The following is a 24,549-nucleotide window of genomic DNA, read 5'->3' as shown; positions in this document are numbered from 1 at the left end:
ACGAGCGGCGGCTTTGCGGCCTGGAATTGTCCGGGAAACGCCACCCGCCCCCGAGGAGGCGGAGCGGCATCACGGAGCGGCCGACCTCAATCCTCGGTCAGCAGCGACACGCCGAGCGCGGCGCGGCGGGCGAGCCAGAGGCTGGGGCGGTAGCGCATGTCGGCCGTGTAGTCGCACATGGTGCGCAGGATGCGGAGCACCGTGGCGCCGCCGACGCGGTCGCCATAGGCCAGCGGGCCGTAGGGATAGTTGAGGCCGAGGGTCACCGCCGTATCGATGTCGGCCGGGGCCGCCACGCGCTGCTGGGCGGCGTCGCAGCCGATGTTGACGATGTGGCCGATGATGCGCTGGGCGATGAAGCCGGGCGAATCCTTGATCACCGTGACCGGCACGCCGTCGCTGCCGAGGAGGCCGTGCGCCGCCTCCAGGGCTTCCTTGTCGGTCAGCGGGTTCGACATCAGCGTGCGTCGCACGTCGAGCGGGAACACCGTGTCGACCGCCACCGTGCGCCGCGGGTCGAGCCCCTGCTCCACCGCCGCCGTGGTGCAGTCCTGGCCGACCGGCGTCACGAAGCAGAGCGAGCCGGTGCCCGGCTGCGCACCGCTGTCGATGTCGGCGCCCAGCTTGCCGAACAGCTCGATCAGGGCGCGGTGGCCTTGCGGCTCGGCGGCACTCACCCAGACGCGGCCGGGGCGCGTCGAGGGCGCCGGCGCCTCCTCCGGCTCGTGCCACTTCTGGCCTTCCGTGTAGGTGTACCAGCCGGCACCCGTCTTGCGGCCGAGCAGTCCGGCGTCCAGGCGCTGCTTGTGCGGCACCGCCGGGCGAAAGCGCGGCTCCTGGAAATACTGCTCGTAGATCGCGAAGCCGGCCGGGAAGTTCACGTCCATGCCGGTGAGGTCGGAGAGCTGGAACGGCCCCATGCGGAACTGGCCGACGTCACGCATGACGCGGTCGATGTCCTCCGGCTTGGCGACGCCCTCGCTGAGGATGCGCATCGCCTCGCCGAAGCCGCGGCCGCAATGGTTGACGATGAAGCCCGGCGTGTCGCCGCAGCGCACCGGCACCCGCCCCTGGCGCTCGCCCAGCACCATCAGCGCGTCGCCGACCCATTGTTCGGTCGCGACCGCGTCGATGACCTCGACCAGCTTCATCAGCGGCACCGGGTTGAAATAGTGCAGGCCGGCGACGCGGCCCTTGTTCTGGCACGCCGCCGCGATCTCGGTGACCGAGAGCGACGAGGTGTTGCTGGCCAGGATGGTGTCGGGCCCGCACAGCGCGTCGAGCTGGGCGAAGACCTTCTTCTTGACGTCCAGCTTCTCGACGATCGCCTCGACCACCACGTCGCAGTCGGCCAGGTCCTCGATCGTGTCGACCACCTGGACGTTGGCGACGGCGGCCTGCATCGCCTCCTGCGTCATGCGCCCCTTCTCGGCGGCGCGGCCCAGCATGCCGGAAATGAACTCCTTCGCCTTCGCCGCCGCCCCGGGGGCGGCGTCGAACACCTTGCAGACCATGCCCCCCTCGACCGTCACCTGCACGATGCCCCGGCCCATGGCACCGGAACCGACGACACCGACCTTCAGGTCGGGCTTCCTGGGATTGAACGGCATGGTCTCACCTTCCTCATACGCGGGAGTTCGCATTGGGCCGGGAGACTAGGGGGAGCGGGGGGCGGAGGCAATTGGGAGGGACAATGCCAAGCGAGAGGCAGCCAAAAAAATATACTCTCTTCCGCGAACCAAATCTTACCGGATGCTGTACCGCCTCTAGCGCCCGGCCGCGGCCGCTATACACGGCCGGTAGGGCAAAAAAGTCCAGCCAACCCGACCAACCGCGCCCTACCGCTCAATACAACCGCCGCTTCCGCATCGGCAGAGAAGAGGTGACCATTTGACCACCTCTGTTCGTCGCTCCAGCCGTTCAACCAGCACTGCTGCTGAAGGGAACGCAAAAGCCAGGACGGGATAGGTGCCGAGATGTTGAAGTGGCCCAACCGCTTCCACTAAGATGTTTCTATCGGCGACGAATGGGACGATTGGCTGCCGGTCAGCGGCTGGCTCCGCGAGAACGGTAGTACGTCACAGAAGGTATATCCCTGTAGCACGAACACGCACAAATCTGCTAAAAGCACAAAATTGCCTGTTCGCGGTCTGTTTGATGGCGCAACACGCATAGAAGGGGAAAATTCATGCGTGCTTCATACCATGCGGTAGCGCTTACCCTGTTAGCATTTTTTTGTACGATACCCGCAAAGGCGGCCACCTTTAACGAGTACATCCTAGCTGCGGTTGATCACTTAGAGAAAAACCACGCGCGTGGAGGGTACGATATAAATAAAGCTTTTTCCCATAAAATTGAATATGGTTCCGAATACTTCATAAAAGCAACCTCGCCGCCACAGACAATGTGTGTAGCGGCTGTCGCCGAAGTAATAATATACGCGATTAAAATATGGGCCGAGCGAAATTCCGATTTCTCTATGTTTCAAAAATTACCGGCGTCGACATGGAACAGAGGCACATTGAACTCACTAAGAGCGAATATTTTTATGTACGCCGGCACCGGCTCACGGGGCACCGCGCATGCGCTTCAAGAATTTGGACTTGGCAAAAAAAAAACAGTTCTCCAGTCTCAAGCCAGGCGATTTCATAAATTTTAATAGGATCAACAGGAGCGGGCATGCGGTGGTATTCATTTCGTTTATTGGAAAAAACCTCCAACCAACTGAGGTTTATTCTGCCGACGTAGTGGGGTTCCGGTATTTTTCCGCACAAGGCAAAAATCGGCCAGACGCCGGTTTCGGTTTCAGAAACGCGTTCTTCAACCCATACTGCCCACCATCTTCTGCCATTCAGCAGCGCGATTGCGGTGTAATTAAATCGAACAACAGTGCACTTCTGAATTCTGGCTCTATGCACTCACCCGACGCATGGTCTTACAGTAGTGCAATAGCCCGGCGATCTGCATCGATTCGCGGAGCCATTGAAAACGATATGCCCGACGCCACCCGCGGCGCAATCGATCAAGAACTGCTTTTCGAACTAGAACGCGAATTATCCTGGAATTCGCAAATGGACACCTTTTTTTCTGGCGTGACCACTGACTAGGTGCAGTTAAATGATCATAAATAAAATCGGACACATAATAAGTACTATATCGATTATATTGATAATTATGATCACCACATCGCAAGCAGGCGCTCAGCAAGCTGGATTGCATAAACAAGTCTCCCAAAACCGAATTGCCTTACTCGTCGGCAATGACTCTTATGTACAAGAAAATCTACAGCCAGGATACAGCGCGTTCAGGCCTTTAAATAATCCCTGCAACGATATCACCCGGATCTCCGCTCAGTTGGAACTCGCCGGTTGGAATCCCGAAACAGAAATCTTGTCAACTTGCAATGCAACAAAGTCTGAGATACGTGATAAACTGGACCGATTTGTACATGCATACCTATCGGATGCGAAGTCTTTTGGATTCATTTTCTATGCAGGCCATGGAATGCAGGTAGGTAACGACACCTATCTTTTCGGAATAGATGCTGCGGTGAATGCAAAGGCAGCTGCGGAGGCACTGCTTCGACATCCCGGAGGCAGTGTCCTACCGGGAGGCTTGCGTTTGTTCGGCGACATCATCTCGCAAGTAGGAGACGCCGGATCAGGAAGTATTTTCATCGTGATTGACGCCTGCCGTGAAACACCTATTGATCGGTATATTCGCAAGGACGGTTCACTTGTGAAGGACTATGCAAAACTAAGATATGCGCATCCTCGATCTGCAGTTGGCGTCCGTCTAATGTTTTCGACGGCTTATGGGGCGCTTGCCAGTGACGGCTCCGGGTCTGGTAGCCCGTTCGCCGTCGCATTAGAGACCCATCTAAAAGAAGAAGGCCGAGTTGAGCTTCTAATTAGTCGCGTTGTTAAGGCGGTATCCGATGATACACAAGATGCCAAGATACGGCAGATCCCCGACGCGATTGGCGCGCTTAATCCACCCCCGCCAGAAGCGTGTTTAACCTACTGTGGAGCCGCCAAATGACTAATACTGCGAATTTGTTTCGTCGCGCGCTATGCTGCGCGATACTTTTCATGTTTAATTCACACTATTCTGACTCTGTCAGAGCCGAAATCCGTGTCGCGGAAATCGACGAGCGGCCGAGGGTTGTTTATCGCAGTCAATATAGTGATAATTCTTCCGCGCATTTAGTGACCCTTGACGTGTTCTGGTGTTCTGGTGATAATTATGCTGCAGGACGTGCGTTAGATGCATCCTCGCTTGCTGGCGTTTATGCTGCCGCTAGCCTTTCTACTACCGGGCACTCTTTATTAGGAGAGGTACGGACTCGGCCAATCGATTTCGACACATTTGCTGCAAACGCCACCCCTGACGAGTTGGCGTCCGCCAGAGATACCGTTCTCATTCGATTCGATAGCAGTGAGGAACGCGCACGCTTTATTGTAGATTCTATAGTAAAGATTGGAATACGCCGGACAACTATTTCTAAAAGTAACTTATCTTCGCTTCCAAACTATATATCCGCCTTTGTTTGCAATGCTGTGGATGCCTCTTTAGTCCGCGGTAGGCTTTTTTTTCATGTAGCTCGCCCAGAGCAGCGACCCGAGGCGGAAAGTGGAGCCAGCGTGATACGTACCGCTTTTCGAGGGATATCAGTTGCGTCCGGCGTGGAAGTTGTTGGAGCAATTTCACCTCGCCTATCCGAGGTTCGGTATTTTTTCCGCGAGGACGCCGACTTGGCTGCCCAAATCGCGAGCACACTTTCCCTGGCTGGATCCACACATTTTTTCTCTAAGTATGTACCTGGATTTGAACGTCGCGTCAGGAAGGGTACTCTGGAAGCATGGCTAGCCGGTCCATGACTTCTTTATGATCAACAAAATCAATCGTCACAATGCGTCATTTATACCCTGAATCAAGCATTAGGGTATCTCCTTTTTGGAATTCCGTCACACGCGTTGCGGCGGAAGAGTATAAAAGCTAATCTGTAACAAAAAAACTTCCGCCCGTCGCTTGGTCGGAGAACGCGCGGCCATCATCGCGATGTCGGGCCAGATGTCCTTTTTAAACACGTTGCGAACGCTGCTCACAGACAATTTGGGGTAGATCTCCACTCTTCTCCCTTCTCGCCGGCTTATCTTGAACGCTGTTCGGTGGTGCGCACCATGGTTAAGATGCCCAGGGCTATGCCAAGCCGGCGGGTTCAGACTGCCAGACTCAGACGGCGGCTGGTTCCGGTAGCGTTTCGCCTGGACAGCAGTGTTCGATCAGCAGGTCGGTGAGCACCCGGATCTTCCGCGCGGGATGCCGGCCCGGCGGGCGGACGACGTAGGCGCCGGCCGGGGGCGGCGGAAAGCGGGTCATCACCGGCACAAGCGCGCCGGACGCCAGATGGTCGTGGGTGAGCGCGTCCGGGAGGTAGCCGAGGCCGATGCCGGCCGCCGCGGCGGCGAGCAGGGCGGCGCCGCTGTCGGCCTTGAAGCGGCCCTGCGGACGGACCGTGACGACCCTGTCGCCGTCCAGGAACTGCCAGGCTTCGTTGCCCTGCATCAGGGCCTCGTGGGCGAGCAGTTCGTCCGGCGTCTCGGGCGCGCCGTGCGCCGCGATGTAGGCCGGGCTGGCGACCAGCCTGCCGTGGATCGGCCCGACGCGCCGCGCGATCAGGTCGGAGTCCGGCAGGTATCCCACCCGGATCGCGCAGTCGTACCCCTCGGCGATCAGGTCGACGAAGCGGTCGCTGCAGAAGGTGTGGATCTGGAGCCGCGGGTGGCGCCGCGCCATTTCCGCCAGGATCGGGACGAAATAGGTCGGCCCGAAGGTCAACGGCACGGCGACGCGCAGGCGGCCGCGGAGGTCGCCGGCCGGCACGATCGCCTCGCGCGCCGCGTCGATCTCGGCGCAGACCCTGGCGGCATGGTCGCGGAACGCGACGCCGGCCTCGGTCAGGGCGGCGCCGCGGGTGGTGCGCACGAGCAGCTGGACGCCCAGTTCCGCCTCCAGCCGGGCGAGCCGGCGGCTGACGATCGACTTGGCGACGCCGAGGCGGAGTGCGGCGGCGGACACGCCCCCGGCATCGGCGACGTCGACGAAGGTCCGGAGTTCCTCGATGTCCATCGGCCACTCCCGGCGGCGGGCCCCCTCCCCTGAGGGCGTTCCCCGCTGCGCGACACAGCATGCCGCCCGAGGCGACTACCGCAACCCGCATGGGAACGGCGACTGTCCGGCCGGGCAACGCCCCCGATGCCTTCCCGGCACTGTCCCGGGGCGTGTCTCGCGGAAACCGACGCCGCCCATCGCCACTGCGCGGCGACATCAAAGGATGTGACGATGACCTTTCGTAACGGACTCTCCTCGCTTCTTCGCCCCGAGGATTCGGTGCTCGTCCTGATCGACCACCAGCCCTATCAGCTCGCGAACCTGAACAGCCACGAGCCTCACATGGTGGTCAACAACGCGACGGCGCTGGCGAAGGCCGCCAAGGCGTTCGGCGTGCCCACCATCCTGACCAGCGTCGTCGCGGACCGCGGCGGCCTGATCTTTCCCCAGATCACCGACGTGTTCCCCGGCCAGGAGGTGATCGACCGGACGCTCATCAACACCTGGGAAGACCGGACGGTCGTCGACGCGGTCGCGGCGACGGGCCGCAAGCAGCTGGTCGTCGCGGGCCTGTGGACCGAGGTCTGCGTGGCGATGCCGGTGATCCAGGCGCTCGGCGAAGGCTGGGACGTCACGGTGATCACGGACGCGTCCGGCGCCGTCTCCGTCGAGGCCCATCAGGTGGCCATCCAGCGCATGATCGCGGCCGGCGCCAACATGATGACGTGGCTGGCGCTCGCGGCCGAATGGCAGCGCGACTGGGCGCGGATGGACACGGCAGTGGCCCTGACCGAGGTGATCAAGCAGCACGCCGCCGGCAGCGGCATCGCCTATCTGTGGGAGCAGCAGCTGCTGAACACGCCGGTGCCGACGGCGTGACGGGAGCGGGGGGGCGGCGGCGGTGGGTGCCGCCGTCCCTCCCCTTCCGTGGTCGTTCACCAACCGCGCGGCCTGCAGCATCGGCTCGAGAACGACGAGCTGAAGCTCGAACTGCTCCGCACGCAGATCAGGGCCGGGCTCGACGCGATCGAGCGGGGCGCGTTCATCGCGCCGCATAGCAACATATTTTGCCAAATTGAATTGTTAATCTTTAGGTTACTGCGGCCATCGATCCTCGGCGAGTCGTCACGCCTTCGTGAGCCCCAGTGAACACCCGCGCACATCCAAGCGAAACCATATCGGCGATATCCGTTCTGCTCGTCGGCCTGCCGCAGGGCACGTACGACGCGATCGTCCGGCTGCTCGCGCGGACGGAGCACGCACGCTTCACGGTGGCGCGCGTGAGCGGCGACGACGTCGGCCGCCATGCCGGGGCGCAGGCCATTCTCGTCCATGCCGCGAACCCGGCCGCAGTCGTCGAGGATGTCCAGCGATACGCCGCCGCCGTGCCGTCGGCGGTGATCCTGGTGATGGGGCCGCCCTGCGACCCCGCCGCCGCCCTGAGCGTCATCCGGGCGGGTGCCGAGGACTATCTGGTCGACCAGCCGGGCACTGTCGCCGCACTGCCGCGCATCTTCAGCTATGCGGTCGAACGGCGGGCGATGAGGGCGCGGATGCGGCGCCTGTCGGACCAGCGCCGCGACGTCGAGGTGCTGCTCTCCGCCGCGTTCGAACTCTCGGCGACGCCGATGGCGCTCTCGAACGAGAACGGCAGCCTCGTCATCGTCAACCACGCCTTCACCAGGCTGTTCGGCTGGACGGCGGCCGAGGCGACCGGACGGGTGCTGGGCCGGGATCTGCTGGACGGCGTCGGCGATCCGCAGGATCCGCCGGTGGGGCCCTGCGCGCTGCGCCATCGCAGCGGATTCGAGGTGGTCGCCTCCATCCGCCGCACCACGCCCCCCATGGAGGAGAGAGCGGTCGTCGTCTGGGCCTTCGTCCCGGAGCAGAACCCTCCCGCAGCGCAGGCCGCCGAGCCGGGCCCCAACCTCGCCGACCTCGTCGGCGGGGATCCGACGCGGCTGAACGCCGGCAAGATCCAGATCGTCTGTCTGGCGGAGATCCGCGAGGCGTTCGGCGAGCGATGGGAGCGGTGGGCGGAGCGGGTGTACGACCTGGCCGACCAGACGATCCGCAAGCGGCTGTCGCCGCAGGACGTGATCGTGCGCGACAAGGACGGCGCCTTCATCGTCTGCTTCGCGCATCTGGATGCGCAGAGCGCCTGGCTCAAGGCCAAGGCGCTGCAGCAGGAGATCGCCCGCCAGCTGTTCGGCGAGGCCCGCGACCAGGACATGGGCGAGATCGTCGTGGAGACCCACCAGGTCGACATCTCCCCCGAGGAGGCCGCCACCGACGACATCGCCGGCCTGATCAGCATGAAGCTGACCCGCGAGGCCGAGCGCCTGCGGCTCGAGCAGACGCGCATCCTCGCCGAGACGTTCCATCAGGCGCGGTTGGAAATGCGCGCCATCCTGACCGAAACCGGCCGCTCGCCGGTACTGGTCGCGACCCTCGACGACGGGAGCCGGATGACGCTGGACCGCCTGCGGCTGGCGGTCGGCAACGAGCCGCGGCTGATCGCCGAGATCGACCTGACGCTGCTCGGCCGCGTGGCGATCGCGATGCCCGACCTCCTGACGCGCCGTCCGGACATGCTGATCGTCGTGACCCTGAACGCCTCGACCCTGCAGTATCGCTACCTGCGCGACCGCCTGTACGGCGTCTGCCGCCAGATGCCGGAGACCTATCGCCGCGCACTCATCTTGCGGATCGTGAACCTGCCGGCCGACATCCTGCCGGCACGGGTGACCGAACTGCTCTCGCCGCTACGGGCGCTGTCGCGCGTCCGGATCCTCGAACTGCGCCGCATCCAGCAGGCCAGCCTGCCGCTGCGCGACTGCGGCGTCTCGATGGTGGATGTCGACTACGGCATGCTGCTCGCCTACTCCGCCCAGGTTCCGGACCAGATGCAGACGTTCCTGACGGCCCTGCGGGCGGCCCAGACCCATCTCATCGCCACCAATGTCCCCGTCTCGGAAAAGGCGGCGGCGATCAGGCTGGGCGCACGCTTCGTCGTTCCCGCCGACGCCGAGGCCGCCTGACCGGCGCGGCGCGCACCATCGGCGAGAGCGGGCGCGCCCGCCCCTACGCCGTCTCCGCGTCGATCGCCGCCGCACCCGCCTTGATGCGCGGGATCAGTTCGCGGCCGAATTCGGTGGTGTCGGCGACGGGGTCGAAGCCGCGCATCAAGAAGGAGCCGATGCCGAGGCGGTAGTAGGCGAGGATCGCGTCCGCCACCTGCTCCGGCGTGCCCACCAGGCAGGAGGTGTTGCCGAGCGCCCCGGTGGCGCGGGTGATGCCCATCCACAGGCGCTCGTCGTGGATGTCCTTCTCCTGGGCGAAGGCGAACTGGCGCCGGCCGGCATTGTCGACGGGGGCGCGCACGCCCTCGCTCTCCTGCCGCGCCCAGCCGAGCTTGCCGCCCATGCCGGCGAGGATGCGTTGCGCCTTGTCCCAGGCCTCGCCCTCGGTCGGCGCGATGATCGGGCGGACCGACATGTTGAATCCGACGGTGCGGCCGTGGGCGGCGGCGCGGGCGCGGAACGCCGCGATGCGCTCCGCCGTGGTGGCGCGCGGCTCGGCATAGATGGCGAACACGTCGCACTCCGCCGCCCCCATCTCCAGTGCGCCCTCCGAGGCGCCGCCGAACATGATGGTCGGGTGCGGCTGCTGGAGCGGATGCACGTCCGAACTGGCGCCGCGCACGCGGTAGAAATCGCCGGCGAAATCGAACGGCTCCTGCGTCGTCCAGGTGCGCTTGACCAGGTGCAGATACTCCCGGGCGCGGCGGTAGCGCTCGTCCTTCGGCGTGAAGTCGCCGTCGCCCTCCTGCTCGGCGTCGGTCTTGCCGGTGATGATATGCAGCGCCACGCGCCCGCCGGTCAGGTGGTCGAAGGTCGCCACCTTGCGCGCAAACAGCGTCGGCGAGACGAAGCCCGGCCGGTGCGCGATCAGGAACGACAGCCGCTCGGTCCGCTGGGCGGCGTGCAGCGCCACCAGGAAACCCTCGGCCGAGGAGGAGGAATATCCCACCAGCGCCATGTCGTAGCCGGCCGCCTCGTGCGCCCGCGCGAAATCGGCGATGAAATCGGGCGTGATGGCGCCCTCGATGATGACGAGGCTCGTGTCGCTCTGCGGCGGCGAAACGCCGATCATGCCGACGATACGGACGGGCATGGGGCCTCCGGATGCTGTTCTGCGGGAACGCTAGCAGTACCGGCCGGGGCGCGACAGGTCCCCCCGAAGACGTTCGAGGGCATAGCCGTCGCGGCACCCTCGGGATTAGTGTCGGATATGGTCTCGACGATGGATTCTCCCGTGTTCGCCAGCATGACGATCGGCGGTGCGCCTCCCCGCGGCACGATCCCGACGGACGACCGCTTCCTCTGCGGCTGGCGCGTGGCGAGCGCCCTTCCCCTGCCGGACCTCCTGCCCTGGACGGGCGGCGACGGGCCGGCGGACCTGCGCATCGAGGTGGGCCCGGTGCCCGAGCGGCTGACCGATACGGTGTTCGACCAGCCGCTGCTGCAGGTCGCCGCCGACGGCACCTGCCGGTTCCAGGTGCCGGGGGTCGCGGCATATCTCATCGACGCCGACGCCCGTCGCGTCGTCGTCGAACCGGCGATGGCGCCGGACGCGCCGGACATCCGGGTATTCCTCTACGGCACGGTCCTCGGCCTCCTCTGCTATCGCCGCGGGCTCGTACCGCTGCACGCCAGCTGCGTGCGGATCGGCGGCGGGGCCGTGGCGATGGCCGGCGCGTCCGGCATGGGCAAGTCGACTCTCGCCGCGGCGCTGCTGCGACGCGGTTGTCCGGTGCTGTCGGACGACGTGACCGTCATCGACCTCGCCTCCCCCGACGGTCCGCGCGTGCTCCCCGCCTTTCCGCGCCTGAAGCTGTGGGGCGACGCGATGGCGCGGATGGGGTTCGCCGTCGACGGGCTGGAACGCAGCCGGCCGGAACTGGAGAAGTTCCACCTGCCGGTCGAGACCCGGTTCTCCCGCCAGTCCGTCCCGCTCAGGGCGGTGTTTCACCTCACCGTCGGGCCGGGGCACGAGGGCGGTACGACGCGGCGCCTGCACGGGCCGGAGGCGGCGGCCGGGATCGGGCGCGACCTCTACCGCAACGGCATGATGGTGCGGCTCGGCCAGTCGAAACGGCTGCTTTCGGCAGCGGTCGCCCTGACGGGAATCCCGGACGGGATCTGGACGATCACCCATCCGCACGACGCCGGCTGTCTCGATCGCTCGGTCGCGGCGATCCTGGAGCGGATGGCGGCATGACGGGCTTCGTCTGGATCGCCTCCTATCCCAGATCCGGAAACACCTGGCTGCGGCTCGCACTGGGCGCCCTGCTCGACCCGGGACAGGCGCACGCCGGGGACGCCCATGCTCGCTTCGCGCCGAACGCCAGCCAGCGCAGCGACATCGAGGAGGCGCTGGACGTCGAGACCGGGGACCTGACGCCGGCGGAGATGGAGGCACTGCGCCCGGTCGCCTACCGCACCCTGGCCGCACTGTCGCGGCGGCCCCTGTTCCGCAAGGTGCACGACGCCTGCATCGATGCCGTCGCGGGCACGCCGCTGTTCCCACCGGACGCGACGCTCGCCACCCTCTACATGGTCCGCGACCCGCGCGACGTGGCCGTCTCCTGGGCTCATTTCGCGGGCATCGGCCTGGAGGAGGCGGTACGCTTCCTCTGCGACGCGGGCGCCACGCTGCGTCCGGCGGCGGGCCGCCCGCCCCTCGACCTGCCGCAGCGCCTGCTGTGCTGGAGCGGCCATGTGCGCAGCTGGCTGGACGCGCCGGGCCGCCGCTGCTGCCTGCTGCGCTATGAGGACATGGTGGCCGATCCCGCCGCGATCCTGGGCCGCGCCGCGGCCCATGCGGGCATCGCCGCGACCGCGGAAACGCTCGACCGTGCCGTGGCGGCCACCCGCTTCGACGCGTTGCGTGCGCACGAGGCGCGGCAGGGTTTCGACGGCGGCCAGTCGCCCGGCTCCGCCTTCTTCCGGTCCGGACGGGCGGGCGGCTGGCGGACCGCCCTGCCGCCCGACCTGGAGGCGCGCATCGTCGCCGCACATGGTCCGGCCATGGAAGCGCTCGGTTACCTGGCGGAGGCCGGCGAACGGCCTTGTTGGCTCACGGCTGCTGCGGTAGGTAAGTAATGCGGGCATACTGGAGATACGCCATGGACAGCGATGTGATGCGAGATCAGGCCGTTCCGTCAGACACGGTGCCCCGGCCGATCTGGGTCCGTCCGACCCTGAGCGACTACGACATCGCCGGCAACACCGCGATCACCAACTGCGGCTCCGGCAGCGACGGAGTCATCTGCAACGCCGATTCGTGAGATGTCGCTCGACGCTGCCGTTCCGCCAAAACCCGCCTCGTGCCCACGCCGGTGACGGCTTCGCCATGTTGGCAGCGGCGCGGATCGGCCACGGTTCCGGCGACGTCGGCGCGATCCACCGTATCCGCTCGCTGAAGCCGCGGCACGTCCGAAGGACACGCGCGGCCGCGATGCCGCCCCTCACCTTTCCTTGAGGGGCGTCATCCGAACGCCGGCGTCCGCCGAACGGGGCCGGCCTATCGTTGGCCTTCTCGCTCATACGGCCGATGCCGAGATGGCCCGCACCCTCTCCGCCATTCCGGGGAAGCAGATGCGTTCGGGGCCGGTCCGCATGGTCGCCGGCGCCGTGCACGACGATGCCGACGGCTCCATCCTCTCCCTGCAAGGCCGGATCGACAACGCCCAAGACCTGCGGCGCAGCCTCGCCGACCTCCACGGCCCCGCCGACGACGATGCGGCCCTGGTGCTGCACGCATTGCGCCGCTGGGGGCCGGACGCGCCGGCCCGTCTCCGGGGAAGCTTCGCGTTCGCCGCCTGGGACGCCCGGACGGAACAGCTGCTGCTCGCCGGCGAGGCGCTCGGCCAGCGCACCGTGTTCCATGCACGCGTCCAGGGCATGCTACTCTTCGCGACCGACCTCCGCTCGCTGCTGGCGCTGCCCGGCATGCCGCGCGACCTGGACGAGGCCTATCTCGCCGCCTTCCTGTCCGACGTCGTGCCGGAACCCGACGCTACCCTCTACGCCGCTATCCGGCGGGTGCCGGCGGCCAGCATCCTGAGTTTCGGCCGCGACGACGCCGTGTCGGTCCACCAATACTGGCATCCGGACTGGGGCCGGCGTATCCGCCACCGGCGCGACGAGACCTATGTGGAAGAGGCCCGGGCGCTGCTGGACCAGGCCGTGCGGCGCCAGATGTACGGCCCCGGCCCCGTGGTCTGCCAGCTGAGCGGCGGCCTCGACTCGGCTGCGGTGGCCGCGACCGCCGCGCGGCTGTGCGCCCCCGCCGTCGTGCATGCGCTGACGGTCGCGCCGCCCGATGGCGTGCCCCGCCGGGAGCACACCTCCGCCATCAGCGACGAGCGGCCCGGCGCCGCCGCTGTCGCGAGCCTCTACCCGAACATGGCATGGCAGGCGGTTTGCTCGTCCACGATCCATGCCCTCGACGAGAACCCGCAGAGGCTGTTCCTGTCGCTGGGCATGCCGGCGCGCAACGTGATGAACCTGGGTTGGTTCGCCCCGTCGATGGATCGGGCGCGCGCGCTGGGCGCGCGGGCCGTGCTCGGCGGCTTCTTCGGCAACATGACCCTCAGCTGGGACGGGCGGTCCGGCCTCGCCGGCATGGCGCGGAGCGGCCGCTGGGCCCGGTTGTGGCGGGAGGCGTCGGCACTGGCGCGGACGGAGGGGCGCTCGACCGGCACGGTGCTGCGGCGGCATGCGCTGAAGCCGCTGCTGCCGCCGCGCGCGCAGCGCTGGCTCGACGATCGGCGCCGTCAGCTTCCACCCGAGTCCGAGCGCTTCAGCGCCATACACCCGGACTTCGCCCGCGCCACCCGCATCGGCGAGCGGCGGCTGGAGGGCGGCCACGACTGGCTCGGCGACACCGTCACCATGCGCCGCCGCTGGCTGAGCCGCATCCAGACCCTGCCGCCCGTAATGGGCCCGATGGGCGAGGTGTTCGGTGTCGAACTGCGCGATCCGACCGCCGACCTGGACCTTCTGGACTACTGCTTCGCCGTCCCCGACGCCCAGTATCTGCGGAACGGCACGACTCGCTGGCTCGCCCGGCGGGTCCTCGCCGACCGCCTGCCGGCAGCGGTTCTGAACGAGACGCGGCGCGGCATTCAGTGCCCGGAATTCATGCATCGCATGACGCTGCAGCGCGACGCGATCGTGGAAGGCGTGGAGGCATTGGAGCGCTCGCCGCTGACCGCGCGGATCCTGGATGTAGCCCGGATGAAGCGGCTCGCCGCCGACTGGCCGGCCCATCCCGCCGAAGCGGGCGCCGGAGAGTACGGCGCGGTGCTGTATCGCGGCCTTCACGTCGGGCAGTTCCTGCGCTGGCTCGAAGGGGGAAATCGATGAGGCGCCCCGTCCTCTACGCGGTGGTCGCGCTGGCGGCGGTCGGCCTGCTGGTGGCGCTCCAGCCCACCGCCCGCACCTTCGCGTCGAAAGCCGCCGGACGGGTCGTGTCGATGGCACGCGACGTCGTCGATCCGCCGCAGACGGTGGAGGATCTGCACGCCCGGCTGTTCGATCCCGCCACGGCCGTCGTGATCGGTCCGGCGACCGCCGACGAGGCGTCCACGATCGTCATTTTCGTCGATTACAACTGCGTCTACTGCCGCCGGCAGGCGCGCATCCTGGATCTCATGGAAGCCGAGGGACGGATGCCGCGCGTCATCCTGCGCCACCTGCCGCATTCCGAAGAGTCCATCGCCCTGGCGCAGGCCATGCTGGCCGCCCGCAGGCAGGACGGGGCGGCGGCCCTGCATCGCGTGATGATGGCGGCAGAGGCGCGGATCGGTCCCGCCGACCTTCCGGCGCTGGCCGCGGCGGCCGGGCTCGACCCGGAGAAGCTCCGCGCCGATGCCGCGGCGCCGGACGTCGAAGCGCTCCTCGACGCGGACCTGGACATGGCCTGGAACCTGCGTATCCGCAGCACGCCGACGATGATCGCGGCCGGAGCGCTCCAGCGCGGCGTGCGCAGCGGCGACGAGATCGAAGCGTCCCTGCGGCCTTGAGCCGCTCAGCCGCCGCGCGCGCGGATCGCCGCGATCGGCGTCATGCCGACGGCGGCCGGACCACCGCAGACCACCCCGCCGGCGGCGACCAGCCAGGCATGCGCCTGGAACTTGCGCCCTTCGCCCATCGCGACCCCGATATGCAGTGCCGACGGCACGCCCCGGCGACGCAGCATCAGGCTCGCCGCCAGCGCCTGCGGCAGGCAGAGCGGCCGCCAGGGCAGACGGCGCGCCGCCGCCTCGACCGCCCGTCCCACCGCCCGCACCGGCGCATCGGCCGGGGGCGGCAGGGACGTCTCGCCGGCGGCCTCGACCCGTCCGACCAGCCGCGCCACCCGCCGGAACGGCAGGATCCAGAGGAGCAGCATCGCGAAAGAGAGCATCGCCGCCGCTTCCACCACGCGCAGGCGATGGGCGGTGCGTCTCACGCGAGGATCTCGATGAGCTCCCGCTCCGCCATCCGGCCGAGCAGGGCGAGGACGTCCTGCGTGATCGCGTCGGGCGGACCGTCATAGTCGGCCGCGAGACCGGCGCAGAGATCCGACACGCGGGCCGGCACTTCCAGGCGGCGCCACACCTCGCCGCCGACGGCGTCGAGCCCGAAGAAGCGGCCCTTCTCGGCACTCATGAGCAGCACGCCGCCGTCCAGGTCGGCGGAAAGCGGCTCACGGTTCTGCACGACGATCGACGACAGCCCCACCTCACGCACTGCATTCATGCCGCCGCCCCGCGTGACGATTTGCCTGCAACTGCGGCTGTAGCATCGGCTGCGGGCGCCCACAAGCGAACGCTCGCCGAGCCCGCGTCCACGGCCACGATCCCGCGTCAGGTCGTCTGCACGCCCGGTGCGGCGGCGAGAGGCCGGTCGACGCCGCGGAGCAGGAAGAGGCTGTAGAGGAACAGCGGCGCCAACAGCAGAAGCAGGGACAGGGATGTCTCGGCTTCCAAGGTCGTCTGCCACTCGGACGGCGGTGCGCTGACGAGGAACGCCATCACCAGTGTGTTCCAGCAACCGTGAAAGAGCATGCTGGGCAGGATCGAGCCCGTGCGCAGTGTCGCGGCGAGGAGGAACAGGCCGATCACCGTGGCGGCGGCGACGTGGGCCACGCCGATGGCCAGGTCGCCCAGATAGAGCCCATTCGAAAGATGTACGGAGCCGAAGAGAAGCGACGTGATCCACACCGCAGGCCACGGCGACAGCCGCGTGCGGAGCGCCCGGAAGAGGACGCCGCGGAACATCAACTCCTCCGACACGCCGACGGCCAGCATGCAGGCGGCGAGCGTGCGGAGGATCTGCGGCTCGGGCAGCCCGTGCTGAACGAGGAGCCATCCCATGACCAGCAGAGGGATGGACGGCGGCAGAAACACCCACAGCGACGTCCACGGCCGGGGCGGCGTCAGGCCGAGGTCGCGCCATCCCATGATGCCGGCGAGGATGAGCAGGAACGCCGCCGCCGCGCCAGCCCGAAGGATTATTCCGTTGAGGCCGCCATCGATCGCCTCGATCGGAAGCCACAACTCCGAGGCGTATATCGCCGCCCAGACCGCAAGTGCCGCCAGCGCCACGGAAATCCGATACGCACGCACAGACGCCCCTCCCGCCCTTCGCAGCCCGGGCATCCTGCCACGGCCAAGGAAACGGCGCCATAGGCTGAATTCATATCAATAACATCTAATGGTTGCATATGCCGTATGCCGGCCGCGGGGGTCCATGCGCCCCGCGGCCGGAGCCCCACATCAGATCGTCTGCAGACCCAGTGCGGCGCGGAAGCGGTTCTTGATCGCCACGCCGTCGCGGGACGGGAGGGCACGCGGCAGTTCGTCCGATCCCACCTTGATGGTCGCGAACGCCGTCCCGCTCTTCGCGTGGATGCGGCCGCGCAGGGCCTCGACGCCGGCCATGTCGGTGATCGCCCCGCTCCACGGGAAGTCGCAGGCGCCGGCGATGCGGCTGAGCTCGATGCCGCGGCCGGAATGGCTGAGCTGCATGCCGGTCTCGCCGTAATGGCCGTTGTCGATGACCGCGATGGTCAGGTTCGGCGGCCGCTTCTGCGCGATGCTGGCGATGGCGCCCAGGCCCATCAGCATCTCGCCGTCGCCGGTGACCACCAGCACCGGCCGCTCGCGCTGGGTCATGGCGAGGCCGAAGCCCACGGTGCAGGCGCTGCCCATCGCCGCCCAGAGATAGTAGTTCAGCGGATCGTCGCCGGCGGCGAAGCAGTCGTAGGACGGCGAGCCGAGGCCGGTCACCACCAGAAGGTCGCCGCGGTCCTTGAGCAGGGTCGCGACGGCGGCGCGGCGGTCGAGGGTTCCCTGGTTCATCACTTCACCCACTTCTTTTCGCCGATCAGGCGCTGCCCCAGCAGCAGCGCGCACGCCTCGTCGCCGTTGAAGGCCATGGTGGCCGCACCGCGCAGCAGCGGGCCGACGTCCTCGCCCCTGTCGGCGCGCCAGGTGCGCACGCCCATCAGCTTCAGCGACGCCTCGGTCGCCTGGCCCATCGGGTTCTGCCACGGGTTGAACTCGGCCCAGTCGCCGCGCATCGTCACCAGCATCAGCAGCGGAAAGCGCGTCATCGTCTGCAGCGCCAGCGTGTTGATGCAGTTGCCGACACCGCTCGACTGCATCAGCAGCGCGCCGCGCTCGCCGCCGAGCCAGCAGCCGGCGAGGTAGCCGATGCCCTCCTCCTCGGTCGTCAGCGCCAGCGTGACCAGGTCGTTGTCCTGCTCGGCCGCGCGGATCGCGACGGCATGGCCCGCATCGGGCACGTAGACGACGTGCTTCACGTCGAAGCTCTTCAGGATCGGCAGCACCTCGTGCCGCCAGTCCCGGATGGTGTCCTCGGTCTCCGTCATGCGCGTCGTCCCCTCGCCTTTGTCGCGGCCGCCGGCACCGATGGCCGGCCGACTGGCCATGAGATAGCGGAAAGTGCCGCCATCGCGGAAAAGCATGTTTCTCTTTCAGCTATGCCCTGATTGTATGGGTTCATGGACCTCCGCCAGCTCAGGACCTTCCTGCACGTCGCCGAACTCGGCAGCCTCAGCAAGGCGGCGGAGCGGCTGCGCGTCGCCCAGCCGGCGCTCGGCCGGCAGATGAAGCTGCTGGAGGAGGAACTGGGCGTCGCCCTGTTCGCGCGGCACGGGCGCGGCATGGTGCCGACCGCGGCGGGCCGCATCCTGGCCGACCGCGCATCGGCGATCCTGCGGCTGGTGGCGGACACCCGCGCCGAACTGATCGCCGAGCGCGACGCGGTGAAGGGCACGGTCAGCCTGGGCGTCCCGCCCACCGTCGGCGAGGTGCTGGCGGGGCGGCTCGTCGAGCGCTTCGTGAAGCAGCATCCGGCCGTCACCGTGCGGATCGTCCCGGCGTTCAGCGGCTACCTGCACGACCTGCTGCAGCGCGGCGAGGTCGACCTCGCCGTGATGTACGAGACGCCGGTCACGCCGCAGATCCGCGTCGAGCCGCTGATCGTCGAGGAGCTGTTCCTGGTGGGGGCGCGCGGCGCCGGCCTCGCGATGGAGCGGCCGGTGCCGTTCGCCGGCCTCGCCGACCGCGCCCTGATCCTGCCGGGGCCGCGCCAGGGCCTGCGGCGGCTGGTCGAGGGCGAGGCGCGGCGTGCGGGCATCGCACTCCGCGTCGCGGTCGAGGCCGACGCGCTGCAGACGCTGAAGGACCTGGTGCTGCGCGGCCTGGGCTTCACCGTCCTGCCCTTCGCCGTCATCCACGCCGAACTGCAGGCCGGATCGCTCTGCGCCGCGCCGATCGCCCGGCCCGCGCTGACGCGCCGGCTGGTGCTGGCGCGCTCGCTGGTGACGCCGGCATCGAACGCCGTGCGCTGCTTCACCGACACGCTCAAGGCCGAGGCCACGGACATGGTCCGCGACGGCGTCTGGCAGGGCGAACTGCTGCTGCGCTGACGCCGCCCCGCAATTCCCGCGCGAGGAAACTCAGGTCTGCGGCGCCTGGGGTGTCTCCACGACCTCCGTCTCCACCACGTCGGCCGGCTCGTACATCCAGCGGCCGAGGATGCCGCCCATCGCCGCACCGAGCAGCGGGGCCGCCCAGAACAGCCAGAGCTGGCCGACATACTCCGCCCCAGCGAACAGCGCCGGTCCGGTGCTGCGCGCCGGATTGACCGAGGTGTTGGTGATCGGAATCGAGATCAGGTGGATCAGCACCAGCGCGAAGCCGATCGGGATGCCGGCGAAGCCGACGGCGGCACCCTTCGACGTCGTGCCGATGATGATGAAGACGAAGAAGAAGGTCAGCACCACCTCGGCCGTGAAGCAGGCGGCGAGGCTGTACTTGCCGGGACTGAGGTCGCCATAGCCGTTGGACGCGAAGCCGCCCGGCACCCATCCCGCCTGTCCCGACGCGATCAGGTACAGCAGCCCGGCCGCCACGACGGCACCCAGCACCTGTGCCGCCAGGTACGGGCCGACGTGGTGATTGGCGCAGCGCCCCGCCGACCACAGGCCGATCGTGACGGCGGGATTGAAGTGGCCGCCGGAGATGTGGCCGACCGCATAGGCCATGGTGAGGACAGTGAGCCCGAAGGCGAGCGACACGCCGACGAAGCCGATGCCGAGGTCCGGAAAGGCGGCGGCCAGCACGGCGGCGCCGCATCCGCCGAAGGTGAGCCAGAACGTCCCGATGAACTCCGCCGTCACCCTGCGCTGCGTATCCTTGGTCATGATCGGTCTCCACTGAAGCCGCGGCACCACCGTAGGCCCGATTTTCTGAAAATACAGTCGGCTCTTCGGGCGAATCCAGGAAAGCCGCGTTCAGGTATCGGCGATCACAATCCACGCCGGGGCATGATCGCTGGCGCCGTCCGCCCCGCGGACATGGCGGTCGACGCCGGCGGCCGTAAGCCGCGGCGCCAGCAGCGGGCTCAGCAGCAGGTGGTCGAGGCGCAGCCCGGCGTCGCGCGGCCAGCGGTTCCGCTTATAGTCCCAGAAGGTGTAGAGCGGCGCGTCGGGGTGCAGCGCGCGCAGCGCATCCGTCCAGCCCTGGTCGAGCAGCCGGCGGAACGCGGCGCGGGGTTCGGGCTGAAGCAGAGCGTCGTCGGCCCAGGATGTCGTCGGATAGATGTCGCGGTCGGTCGGCACGACGTTGTAGTCGCCGGCCAGCACCGCCGGCACGTCGGCGGCGATCAGCTCCGCCGCATGGGCGATCAGCCGCTCGAACCAGGCGAGCTTGTAGTCGAACTTCGGGCCCGGCTGCGGGTTGCCGTTCGGCAGGTAGAGCGACGCGATCAGCACGCCGTTCACCGCCGCCTCGATGTAGCGCGCCTGGGCATCCGCGGGATCGCCCGGCAGGTCGTGCCGGGTCGGCACCGGCTCGGCACCGCGCGCCAGGATCGCGACGCCGTTCCAGGTCCGCTGTCCGCACCACACCGCGCCGTAGCCGGCCCGCTCCAGCGCCGCCGCCGGAAAGCGCCCGTCCTCCGCCTTCAGTTCCTGCAGGCAGACCGCATCCGGCCGCGCCTCCTCCAGCCAGTCGAGCAGGTTGGGCAGGCGGCGCACGACGTTGTTGATGTTGAAGGTGGCGATCTTCATGCGTGCGCGCCCTGCCCCGCCGGCTCAGACGTGCAGCGGATGGCCGAGCGCCTTCAGGGCGGCTTCGGGGATCGCTTCACCCAGGGTCGGATGGGCATGGATCGTCGCGGCCACGTCCTCCAGCCGGCAGCCCATCTCCAGCGCCAGCGCGAAGGACGCCGACAGTTCCGACACGCCCGATCCCACCGCCGAGATCCCGAGCACGACATGGTCGTCGGCGCGCGCGACGACGCGGACGAAGCCTTCCTCCGCTTCCATCGTCATGGCACGCCCGTTCGCCTGGAACGGGAAGAGGCCGGTGCGGATCTCGATGCCGGCGGCGCGCGCCGCATCGGGCGACAGGCCGGCGGTGACGATCTCGGGGTCGGTGAAGCAGATGGCGGGGACGGCGACCTTGTCCCAGGCGCGCTTCGTGCCGGCGATGAGTTCGGCCACCATCTCGCCCTGCGCCATCGCCCGGTGCGCCAGCATCGGCTCGCCGGTCACGTCGCCGACGGCGTAGACGCCGCGCATCGAGGTGCGGCAGCGGTCGTCGATCGCGACGAACGGGCCGTCCATGTCGAGCACCAGTTCCTCGCGGCCCCAGCCTTCGGTGCGCGGCCGGCGGCCGGCGGCAACCAGCACCCGGTCGGCCGGCAGGCGCAGCTCCGTGCCGTCGGCCGTCTCGACCAGGAGCGCCTCTCCGCCCGCCTCCCCACCCGCCATGCCGCGCGCCTTCGCGCCCAGATGGACGGCGACGCCCAGTGCGCGCAGCCGCGCGGCGACCGGGGCGGTCAGCTCGGCGTCGTAGGCCGGCAGGATGCGATCCGCCGCCTCGACGACGGTGACCTCGGCACCGAGCTTGGCGTAGGCGGTCCCGATCTCCAGGCCGATATAGCCGGCCCCGACGACGACGAGCCGCCCCGGCAGGTCGTCGAGGGCGAGCGCCTCGGTGGACGAGACGACGCGGCCGCCGAAGGGCAGCGACGGCAGCGCCACCGGCTCGGAGCCGGTCGCGATGATCACGTGCTCGGCCCGGACGGTCTGGGTCCCCAGGCCGGTCTCGACCGCCACCGTCTTGCCGTCGCGGAAGCGCGCCCGGCCCTCGACGGTCTTCACCCCCGCCCGCTTCAAAAGGCCGGCGACGCCGTTGGTCAGCCGGTTCACCACGCCGCCGCGCCAGTCGCGGTGCGCCGCCAGGTCGAAGGTCGGCGCGGCCACGCCGATGCCGGGCGTACGACGGCCGGCGGCGATCTGTCCGATGCGGTGGAATTCGTCGGCGGCGTGGATCAGCGCCTTCGACGGGATGCAACCGACGTTGAGGCAGGTCCCGCCGGGCTTCGCCGCTTCGACCAGGACGGTGTCGAGGCCGCGCTGACCGGCACGGATCGCGGCGACATAGCCGCCAGGGCCGGCGCCGATCACCAGGACGGTGCAGATGATGTCCTTCATCGCCGCCTCACACGAAGATCATCGCCGGCGTCTCGAGCAGCGCCTTCACGCGCTGGACGAAGACCGCGGCGTCCCAGCCGTCGACCACGCGATGATCGAAGCCCGAGGACAGGTTCATCATCTTGCGCGGCTGGAAGGCATGCCCGTCCCACATCGGCCGCACCTGGATCTTGTTCACGCCGACGATGGCGACCTCGGGACGGTTGATGATCGGGGTCGTCACCAACCCGCCGAGCGCCCCCAGCGAGGTGATCGTGATGGTCGAGCCCGCCAGCTCCTCTCCCGACGCCGTCCCGGCGCGGGCCGCCTCGGCGAGGCGCGCGATCTCGGCGGCGCAGCCCCACAGGTCGCGTGCCTCGGCATGGCGCACCACCGGCACCACGAGGCCGCGCGGCGTCTGGGTCGCGACGCCGACATGGACGCCGCCATACTGGTGGACGATGCCGGCCTCGTCGTCGAAATGCGCGTTCACCATCGGCTGCTCGCCGATCGCCCGGACCATGGCGCGCATCAGGAAGGGCAGCACGGTCAGCTTCGGTCCGCGATCGCCGCGCGATGCGTTGAGGCGGTCGCGCAGTTCCTCCAGCGCCGTGACGTCGACCTCCTCGACATAGGTGATGTGCAGGATGCGGCTCTTGGCCACCGCCATCCGCTCGGCGATGCGCCGGCGCAGCCCGACGATCTTCACCTCGCGCACCGAATGGTCCGGTCGCAGGCCCGGCGCTACGGCCGCCTCCGGTCCGGCTTCCAGGAAGGCGTCGAGGTCGCCGTGGCCGATCCGGCCGGCCGGGCCGCTGCCCTGGACCTGGCGCAGGTCGATGCCGGCGTCACGCGCCCGCTGGCGCACCGCGGGGGACGCCAGCGGCCGCCCGCCCGTGCGGCGTGCGGGGCCGGCCTCGCGCTTCGAGACGGCCGCTGGCGCGGCCTCCTCAGCACGGGGCCGACTCCTGATCTGTTCTTGGGGTGGAAAAACCTCGTCCTGAGGAGGCCCGGACGGCCGTCTCGAAGGGCCGGGCTTTTCCGGCGCGCCGGGCTCGGCGGCGGCTGTCTTCGAATCCCCTTCCTCGACCTCGGCCTCAGGCGCGTCACCCTCTCCCGCCACCTCGATCCGCACCAGCGGCGATCCCACCGCCAGCTTCTCGCCAATCTCGCCGGCCAGCCAGACCACCTTGCCGTCGGCCGGCGAGGGGATCTCCACTGTCGCCTTGTCGGTCATGACGCTGGCGAGGACGGCGTCCTCGCGCACCATGTCGCCGACCGCCACGCCCCATTCCACCAGTTCCGCCTCGGCGACGCCTTCGCCGACGTCCGGAAGCTTGACGATGCGCTCGCCCATCTCAGTCCTCCAGCGCCAGGCGCAGCCCTTCGGCCACCCGCTTCGGACCGGGGAAATAGTCCCACTCCTGGGCGTGCGGATAGGGCGTGTCCCAGCCGGCCACCCGGACGACCGGCCGCTCCAGCGCATAGAAGCAGTGCTCCTGCACCAGCGCGCAGAGTTCGGCGCCGAAGCCGGAGGTCAGCGTCGCCTCGTGCACGACGACGCAGCGCCCGGTCTTGTTCACGGACGCGACGATGATGTCGAGGTCGAGCGGCACGAGGGTGCGCAGGTCGATGATCTCGGCGTCGATGCCGGTCTCGGCCACCGCCTCGGCGACGAAGACCATCGTGCCGTAGGCGAGCACCGTCACCGCCGCGCCCGGCCGGCGCACCGCCGCCTTGCCGAGCGGCACCGTGTAGCGGCCCTCCGGCACCTCGCCCAGCGGATGCTTCGCCCAGGGCGTCACCGGCCGCTCGTGATGGCCGTCGAACGGCCCGTTGTAGAGGCGCTTCGGCTCCAGGAAGATCACCGGATCGTCGTCCTCGATCGCGGCGATCAGCAGGCCCTTCGCGTCGTAGGGATTGGACGGCACGACCGTCTTGATGCCGGCGACGTGGGTGAACAGCGCCTCCGGGCTCTGGCTGTGGGTCTGGCCGCCGAAGATGCCGCCGCCGGTCGGCATCCGGATGGTCAGCGGCGCCGTGAAGTCGCCGTTCGAGCGATAGCGCAGGCGCGCCGCCTCGGAGACGATCTGGTCGTAGCCGGGATAGACATAGTCGGCGAACTGGATCTCGACGCACGGCCTCAGCCCGTACGCCGCCATGCCGATGGCGGCACCGATGATGCCGCTCTCGTTGATCGGCGTGTCGAAGCAGCGCGCGGCGCCGAACCGCTGCTGCAGTCCCTGGGTGCAGCGGAAGACGCCGCCGAAATAGCCCACGTCCTCGCCGAACACGACCACGTTCGGATCGGCCTCCATCGACACGTGCATCGCGTCGCGGATCGCCTCGATCATCGTCATGCGCGGCATG

Annotated in this window: 23 protein-coding genes; 10 read left to right on the top strand and 13 right to left on the bottom strand. The window is 68.2% G+C overall.

The genetic code is table 11. The features are described 5' to 3' along the window. Positions 1–86: 86 nt before the first annotated feature. Positions 87–1,610, bottom strand: a complete 1,524-nt coding sequence (locus ABIE65_RS05765) for a 3-hydroxyacyl-CoA dehydrogenase (protein WP_354076220.1) — start codon at positions 1,608–1,610, stop codon at positions 87–89. Positions 1,611–2,582: 972 nt separating this feature from the next. Here ABIE65_RS05765 and ABIE65_RS05760 point away from each other — a divergent pair. Continuing rightward, complete coding sequence (locus tag ABIE65_RS05760; RefSeq protein ID WP_354076219.1) at positions 2,583–3,107, top strand: hypothetical protein; 525 nt, start codon at positions 2,583–2,585, stop codon at positions 3,105–3,107. A gap of 67 nt (positions 3,108–3,174) precedes the next feature. Then, positions 3,175–4,041 carry a caspase family protein gene (locus ABIE65_RS05755; protein ID WP_354076218.1) on the top strand — a complete coding sequence of 289 codons (867 nt, stop codon included), beginning with the start codon at positions 3,175–3,177 and terminating at the stop codon, positions 4,039–4,041. A 1,194-nt stretch (positions 4,042–5,235) separates the two neighbouring features. On the opposite strand, the gene ABIE65_RS05750 is transcribed toward ABIE65_RS05755, so the two are convergent. Continuing rightward, positions 5,236–6,132, bottom strand: a complete 897-nt coding sequence (locus tag ABIE65_RS05750) for a LysR family transcriptional regulator (RefSeq protein ID WP_354076217.1) — start codon at positions 6,130–6,132, stop codon at positions 5,236–5,238. A gap of 213 nt (positions 6,133–6,345) precedes the next feature. On the opposite strand from ABIE65_RS05750, the gene ABIE65_RS05745 reads away from it, so the two are divergent. Beyond that, positions 6,346–6,993 (top strand): hydrolase, encoded by a 648-nt coding sequence (locus ABIE65_RS05745; RefSeq protein ID WP_354076215.1) that lies wholly within the window; start codon positions 6,346–6,348, stop codon positions 6,991–6,993. A 266-nt stretch (positions 6,994–7,259) separates the two neighbouring features. Next, entirely contained in the window at positions 7,260–9,155 is a 1,896-nt protein-coding gene (locus tag ABIE65_RS05740) for a PAS domain S-box protein (RefSeq protein WP_354076213.1), read from the top strand. Between the two features lie 43 nt (positions 9,156–9,198). Here the strand turns inward: ABIE65_RS05740 and ABIE65_RS05735 are convergent, their stop codons facing one another. Next, entirely contained in the window at positions 9,199–10,290 is a 1,092-nt protein-coding gene (locus tag ABIE65_RS05735) for an LLM class flavin-dependent oxidoreductase (protein ID WP_354076212.1), read from the bottom strand. A gap of 129 nt (positions 10,291–10,419) precedes the next feature. On the opposite strand from ABIE65_RS05735, the gene ABIE65_RS05730 reads away from it, so the two are divergent. From ABIE65_RS05730 to ABIE65_RS05710, 5 genes are all read left to right on the top strand, one after another. After that, positions 10,420–11,397, top strand: a complete 978-nt coding sequence (locus ABIE65_RS05730) for a serine kinase (protein WP_354076210.1) — start codon at positions 10,420–10,422, stop codon at positions 11,395–11,397. Continuing rightward, complete coding sequence (locus ABIE65_RS05725) at positions 11,394–12,281, top strand: sulfotransferase domain-containing protein (RefSeq protein ID WP_354076209.1); 888 nt, start codon at positions 11,394–11,396, stop codon at positions 12,279–12,281. The genes ABIE65_RS05730 and ABIE65_RS05725 overlap by 4 nt, the downstream gene beginning before the upstream one ends. A 23-nt stretch (positions 12,282–12,304) precedes the next feature. Continuing rightward, positions 12,305–12,466 carry a hypothetical protein gene (locus tag ABIE65_RS05720; RefSeq protein ID WP_354076207.1) on the top strand — a complete coding sequence of 54 codons (162 nt, stop codon included), beginning with the start codon at positions 12,305–12,307 and terminating at the stop codon, positions 12,464–12,466. 274 nt (positions 12,467–12,740) lie between these two features. Continuing rightward, positions 12,741–14,549, top strand: coding sequence for an asparagine synthetase B family protein (locus tag ABIE65_RS05715; RefSeq protein ID WP_354076206.1), 1,809 nt, complete (start codon positions 12,741–12,743; stop codon positions 14,547–14,549). Continuing rightward, positions 14,546–15,208, top strand: a complete 663-nt coding sequence (locus ABIE65_RS05710) for a DsbA family protein (RefSeq protein WP_354076205.1) — start codon at positions 14,546–14,548, stop codon at positions 15,206–15,208. Before ABIE65_RS05715 ends, ABIE65_RS05710 begins: the two co-directional genes overlap by 4 nt. Before the next feature lie 5 nt (positions 15,209–15,213). On the opposite strand, the gene ABIE65_RS05705 is transcribed toward ABIE65_RS05710, so the two are convergent. The 5 genes from ABIE65_RS05705 to ABIE65_RS05685 all read right to left on the bottom strand — a co-directional run bounded on the left by ABIE65_RS05705 (position 15,214) and on the right by ABIE65_RS05685 (position 18,159). Then, entirely contained in the window at positions 15,214–15,636 is a 423-nt protein-coding gene (locus ABIE65_RS05705) for a lasso peptide biosynthesis B2 protein (RefSeq protein ID WP_354076203.1), read from the bottom strand. Next, entirely contained in the window at positions 15,633–15,926 is a 294-nt protein-coding gene (locus ABIE65_RS05700) for a PqqD family protein (RefSeq protein WP_354076201.1), read from the bottom strand. The genes ABIE65_RS05705 and ABIE65_RS05700 overlap by 4 nt, the downstream gene beginning before the upstream one ends. Before the next feature lie 107 nt (positions 15,927–16,033). Then, on the bottom strand, positions 16,034–16,795 hold the full coding sequence (locus ABIE65_RS05695; RefSeq protein WP_354076199.1) for a CPBP family intramembrane glutamic endopeptidase: 762 nt from the start codon (positions 16,793–16,795) through the stop codon (positions 16,034–16,036). 150 nt (positions 16,796–16,945) lie between these two features. Beyond that, on the bottom strand, positions 16,946–17,530 hold the full coding sequence (locus ABIE65_RS05690) for a thiamine pyrophosphate-dependent enzyme (protein ID WP_354076197.1): 585 nt from the start codon (positions 17,528–17,530) through the stop codon (positions 16,946–16,948). Continuing rightward, complete coding sequence (locus ABIE65_RS05685) at positions 17,530–18,159, bottom strand: phosphonopyruvate decarboxylase (protein ID WP_354076195.1); 630 nt, start codon at positions 18,157–18,159, stop codon at positions 17,530–17,532. Before ABIE65_RS05685 ends, ABIE65_RS05690 begins: the two co-directional genes overlap by 1 nt. 36 nt (positions 18,160–18,195) lie before the next feature. On the opposite strand from ABIE65_RS05685, the gene ABIE65_RS05680 reads away from it, so the two are divergent. Next, entirely contained in the window at positions 18,196–19,125 is a 930-nt protein-coding gene (locus ABIE65_RS05680; protein ID WP_354076193.1) for a LysR family transcriptional regulator, read from the top strand. Between the two features lie 30 nt (positions 19,126–19,155). On the opposite strand, the gene aqpZ is transcribed toward ABIE65_RS05680, so the two are convergent. From aqpZ to ABIE65_RS05655, 5 genes are all read right to left on the bottom strand, one after another. Further along, positions 19,156–19,902 carry an aquaporin Z gene (aqpZ, locus tag ABIE65_RS05675; protein ID WP_354076191.1) on the bottom strand — a complete coding sequence of 249 codons (747 nt, stop codon included), beginning with the start codon at positions 19,900–19,902 and terminating at the stop codon, positions 19,156–19,158. A gap of 90 nt (positions 19,903–19,992) precedes the next feature. Beyond that, positions 19,993–20,769, bottom strand: coding sequence for an exodeoxyribonuclease III (locus ABIE65_RS05670; protein WP_354076189.1), 777 nt, complete (start codon positions 20,767–20,769; stop codon positions 19,993–19,995). 24 nt (positions 20,770–20,793) lie between these two features. Next, on the bottom strand, positions 20,794–22,200 hold the full coding sequence (gene lpdA / locus ABIE65_RS05665) for a dihydrolipoyl dehydrogenase (RefSeq protein ID WP_354076188.1): 1,407 nt from the start codon (positions 22,198–22,200) through the stop codon (positions 20,794–20,796). A 7-nt stretch (positions 22,201–22,207) separates the two neighbouring features. After that, positions 22,208–23,536, bottom strand: coding sequence for a dihydrolipoamide acetyltransferase family protein (locus ABIE65_RS05660; RefSeq protein ID WP_354076186.1), 1,329 nt, complete (start codon positions 23,534–23,536; stop codon positions 22,208–22,210). A gap of 1 nt (position 23,537) precedes the next feature. Next, positions 23,538–24,548 (bottom strand): alpha-ketoacid dehydrogenase subunit beta, encoded by a 1,011-nt coding sequence (locus tag ABIE65_RS05655; RefSeq protein ID WP_354076184.1) that lies wholly within the window; start codon positions 24,546–24,548, stop codon positions 23,538–23,540. Position 24,549: the final 1 nt, after the last annotated feature.

Source organism: Constrictibacter sp. MBR-5 (genome assembly GCF_040549485.1).
Lineage (GTDB): Bacteria > Pseudomonadota > Alphaproteobacteria > JAJUGE01 > JAJUGE01 > Constrictibacter.
Note: the sequence above shows the minus strand (reverse complement) of the source record. Positions and strands in the feature narration are given on the sequence as shown.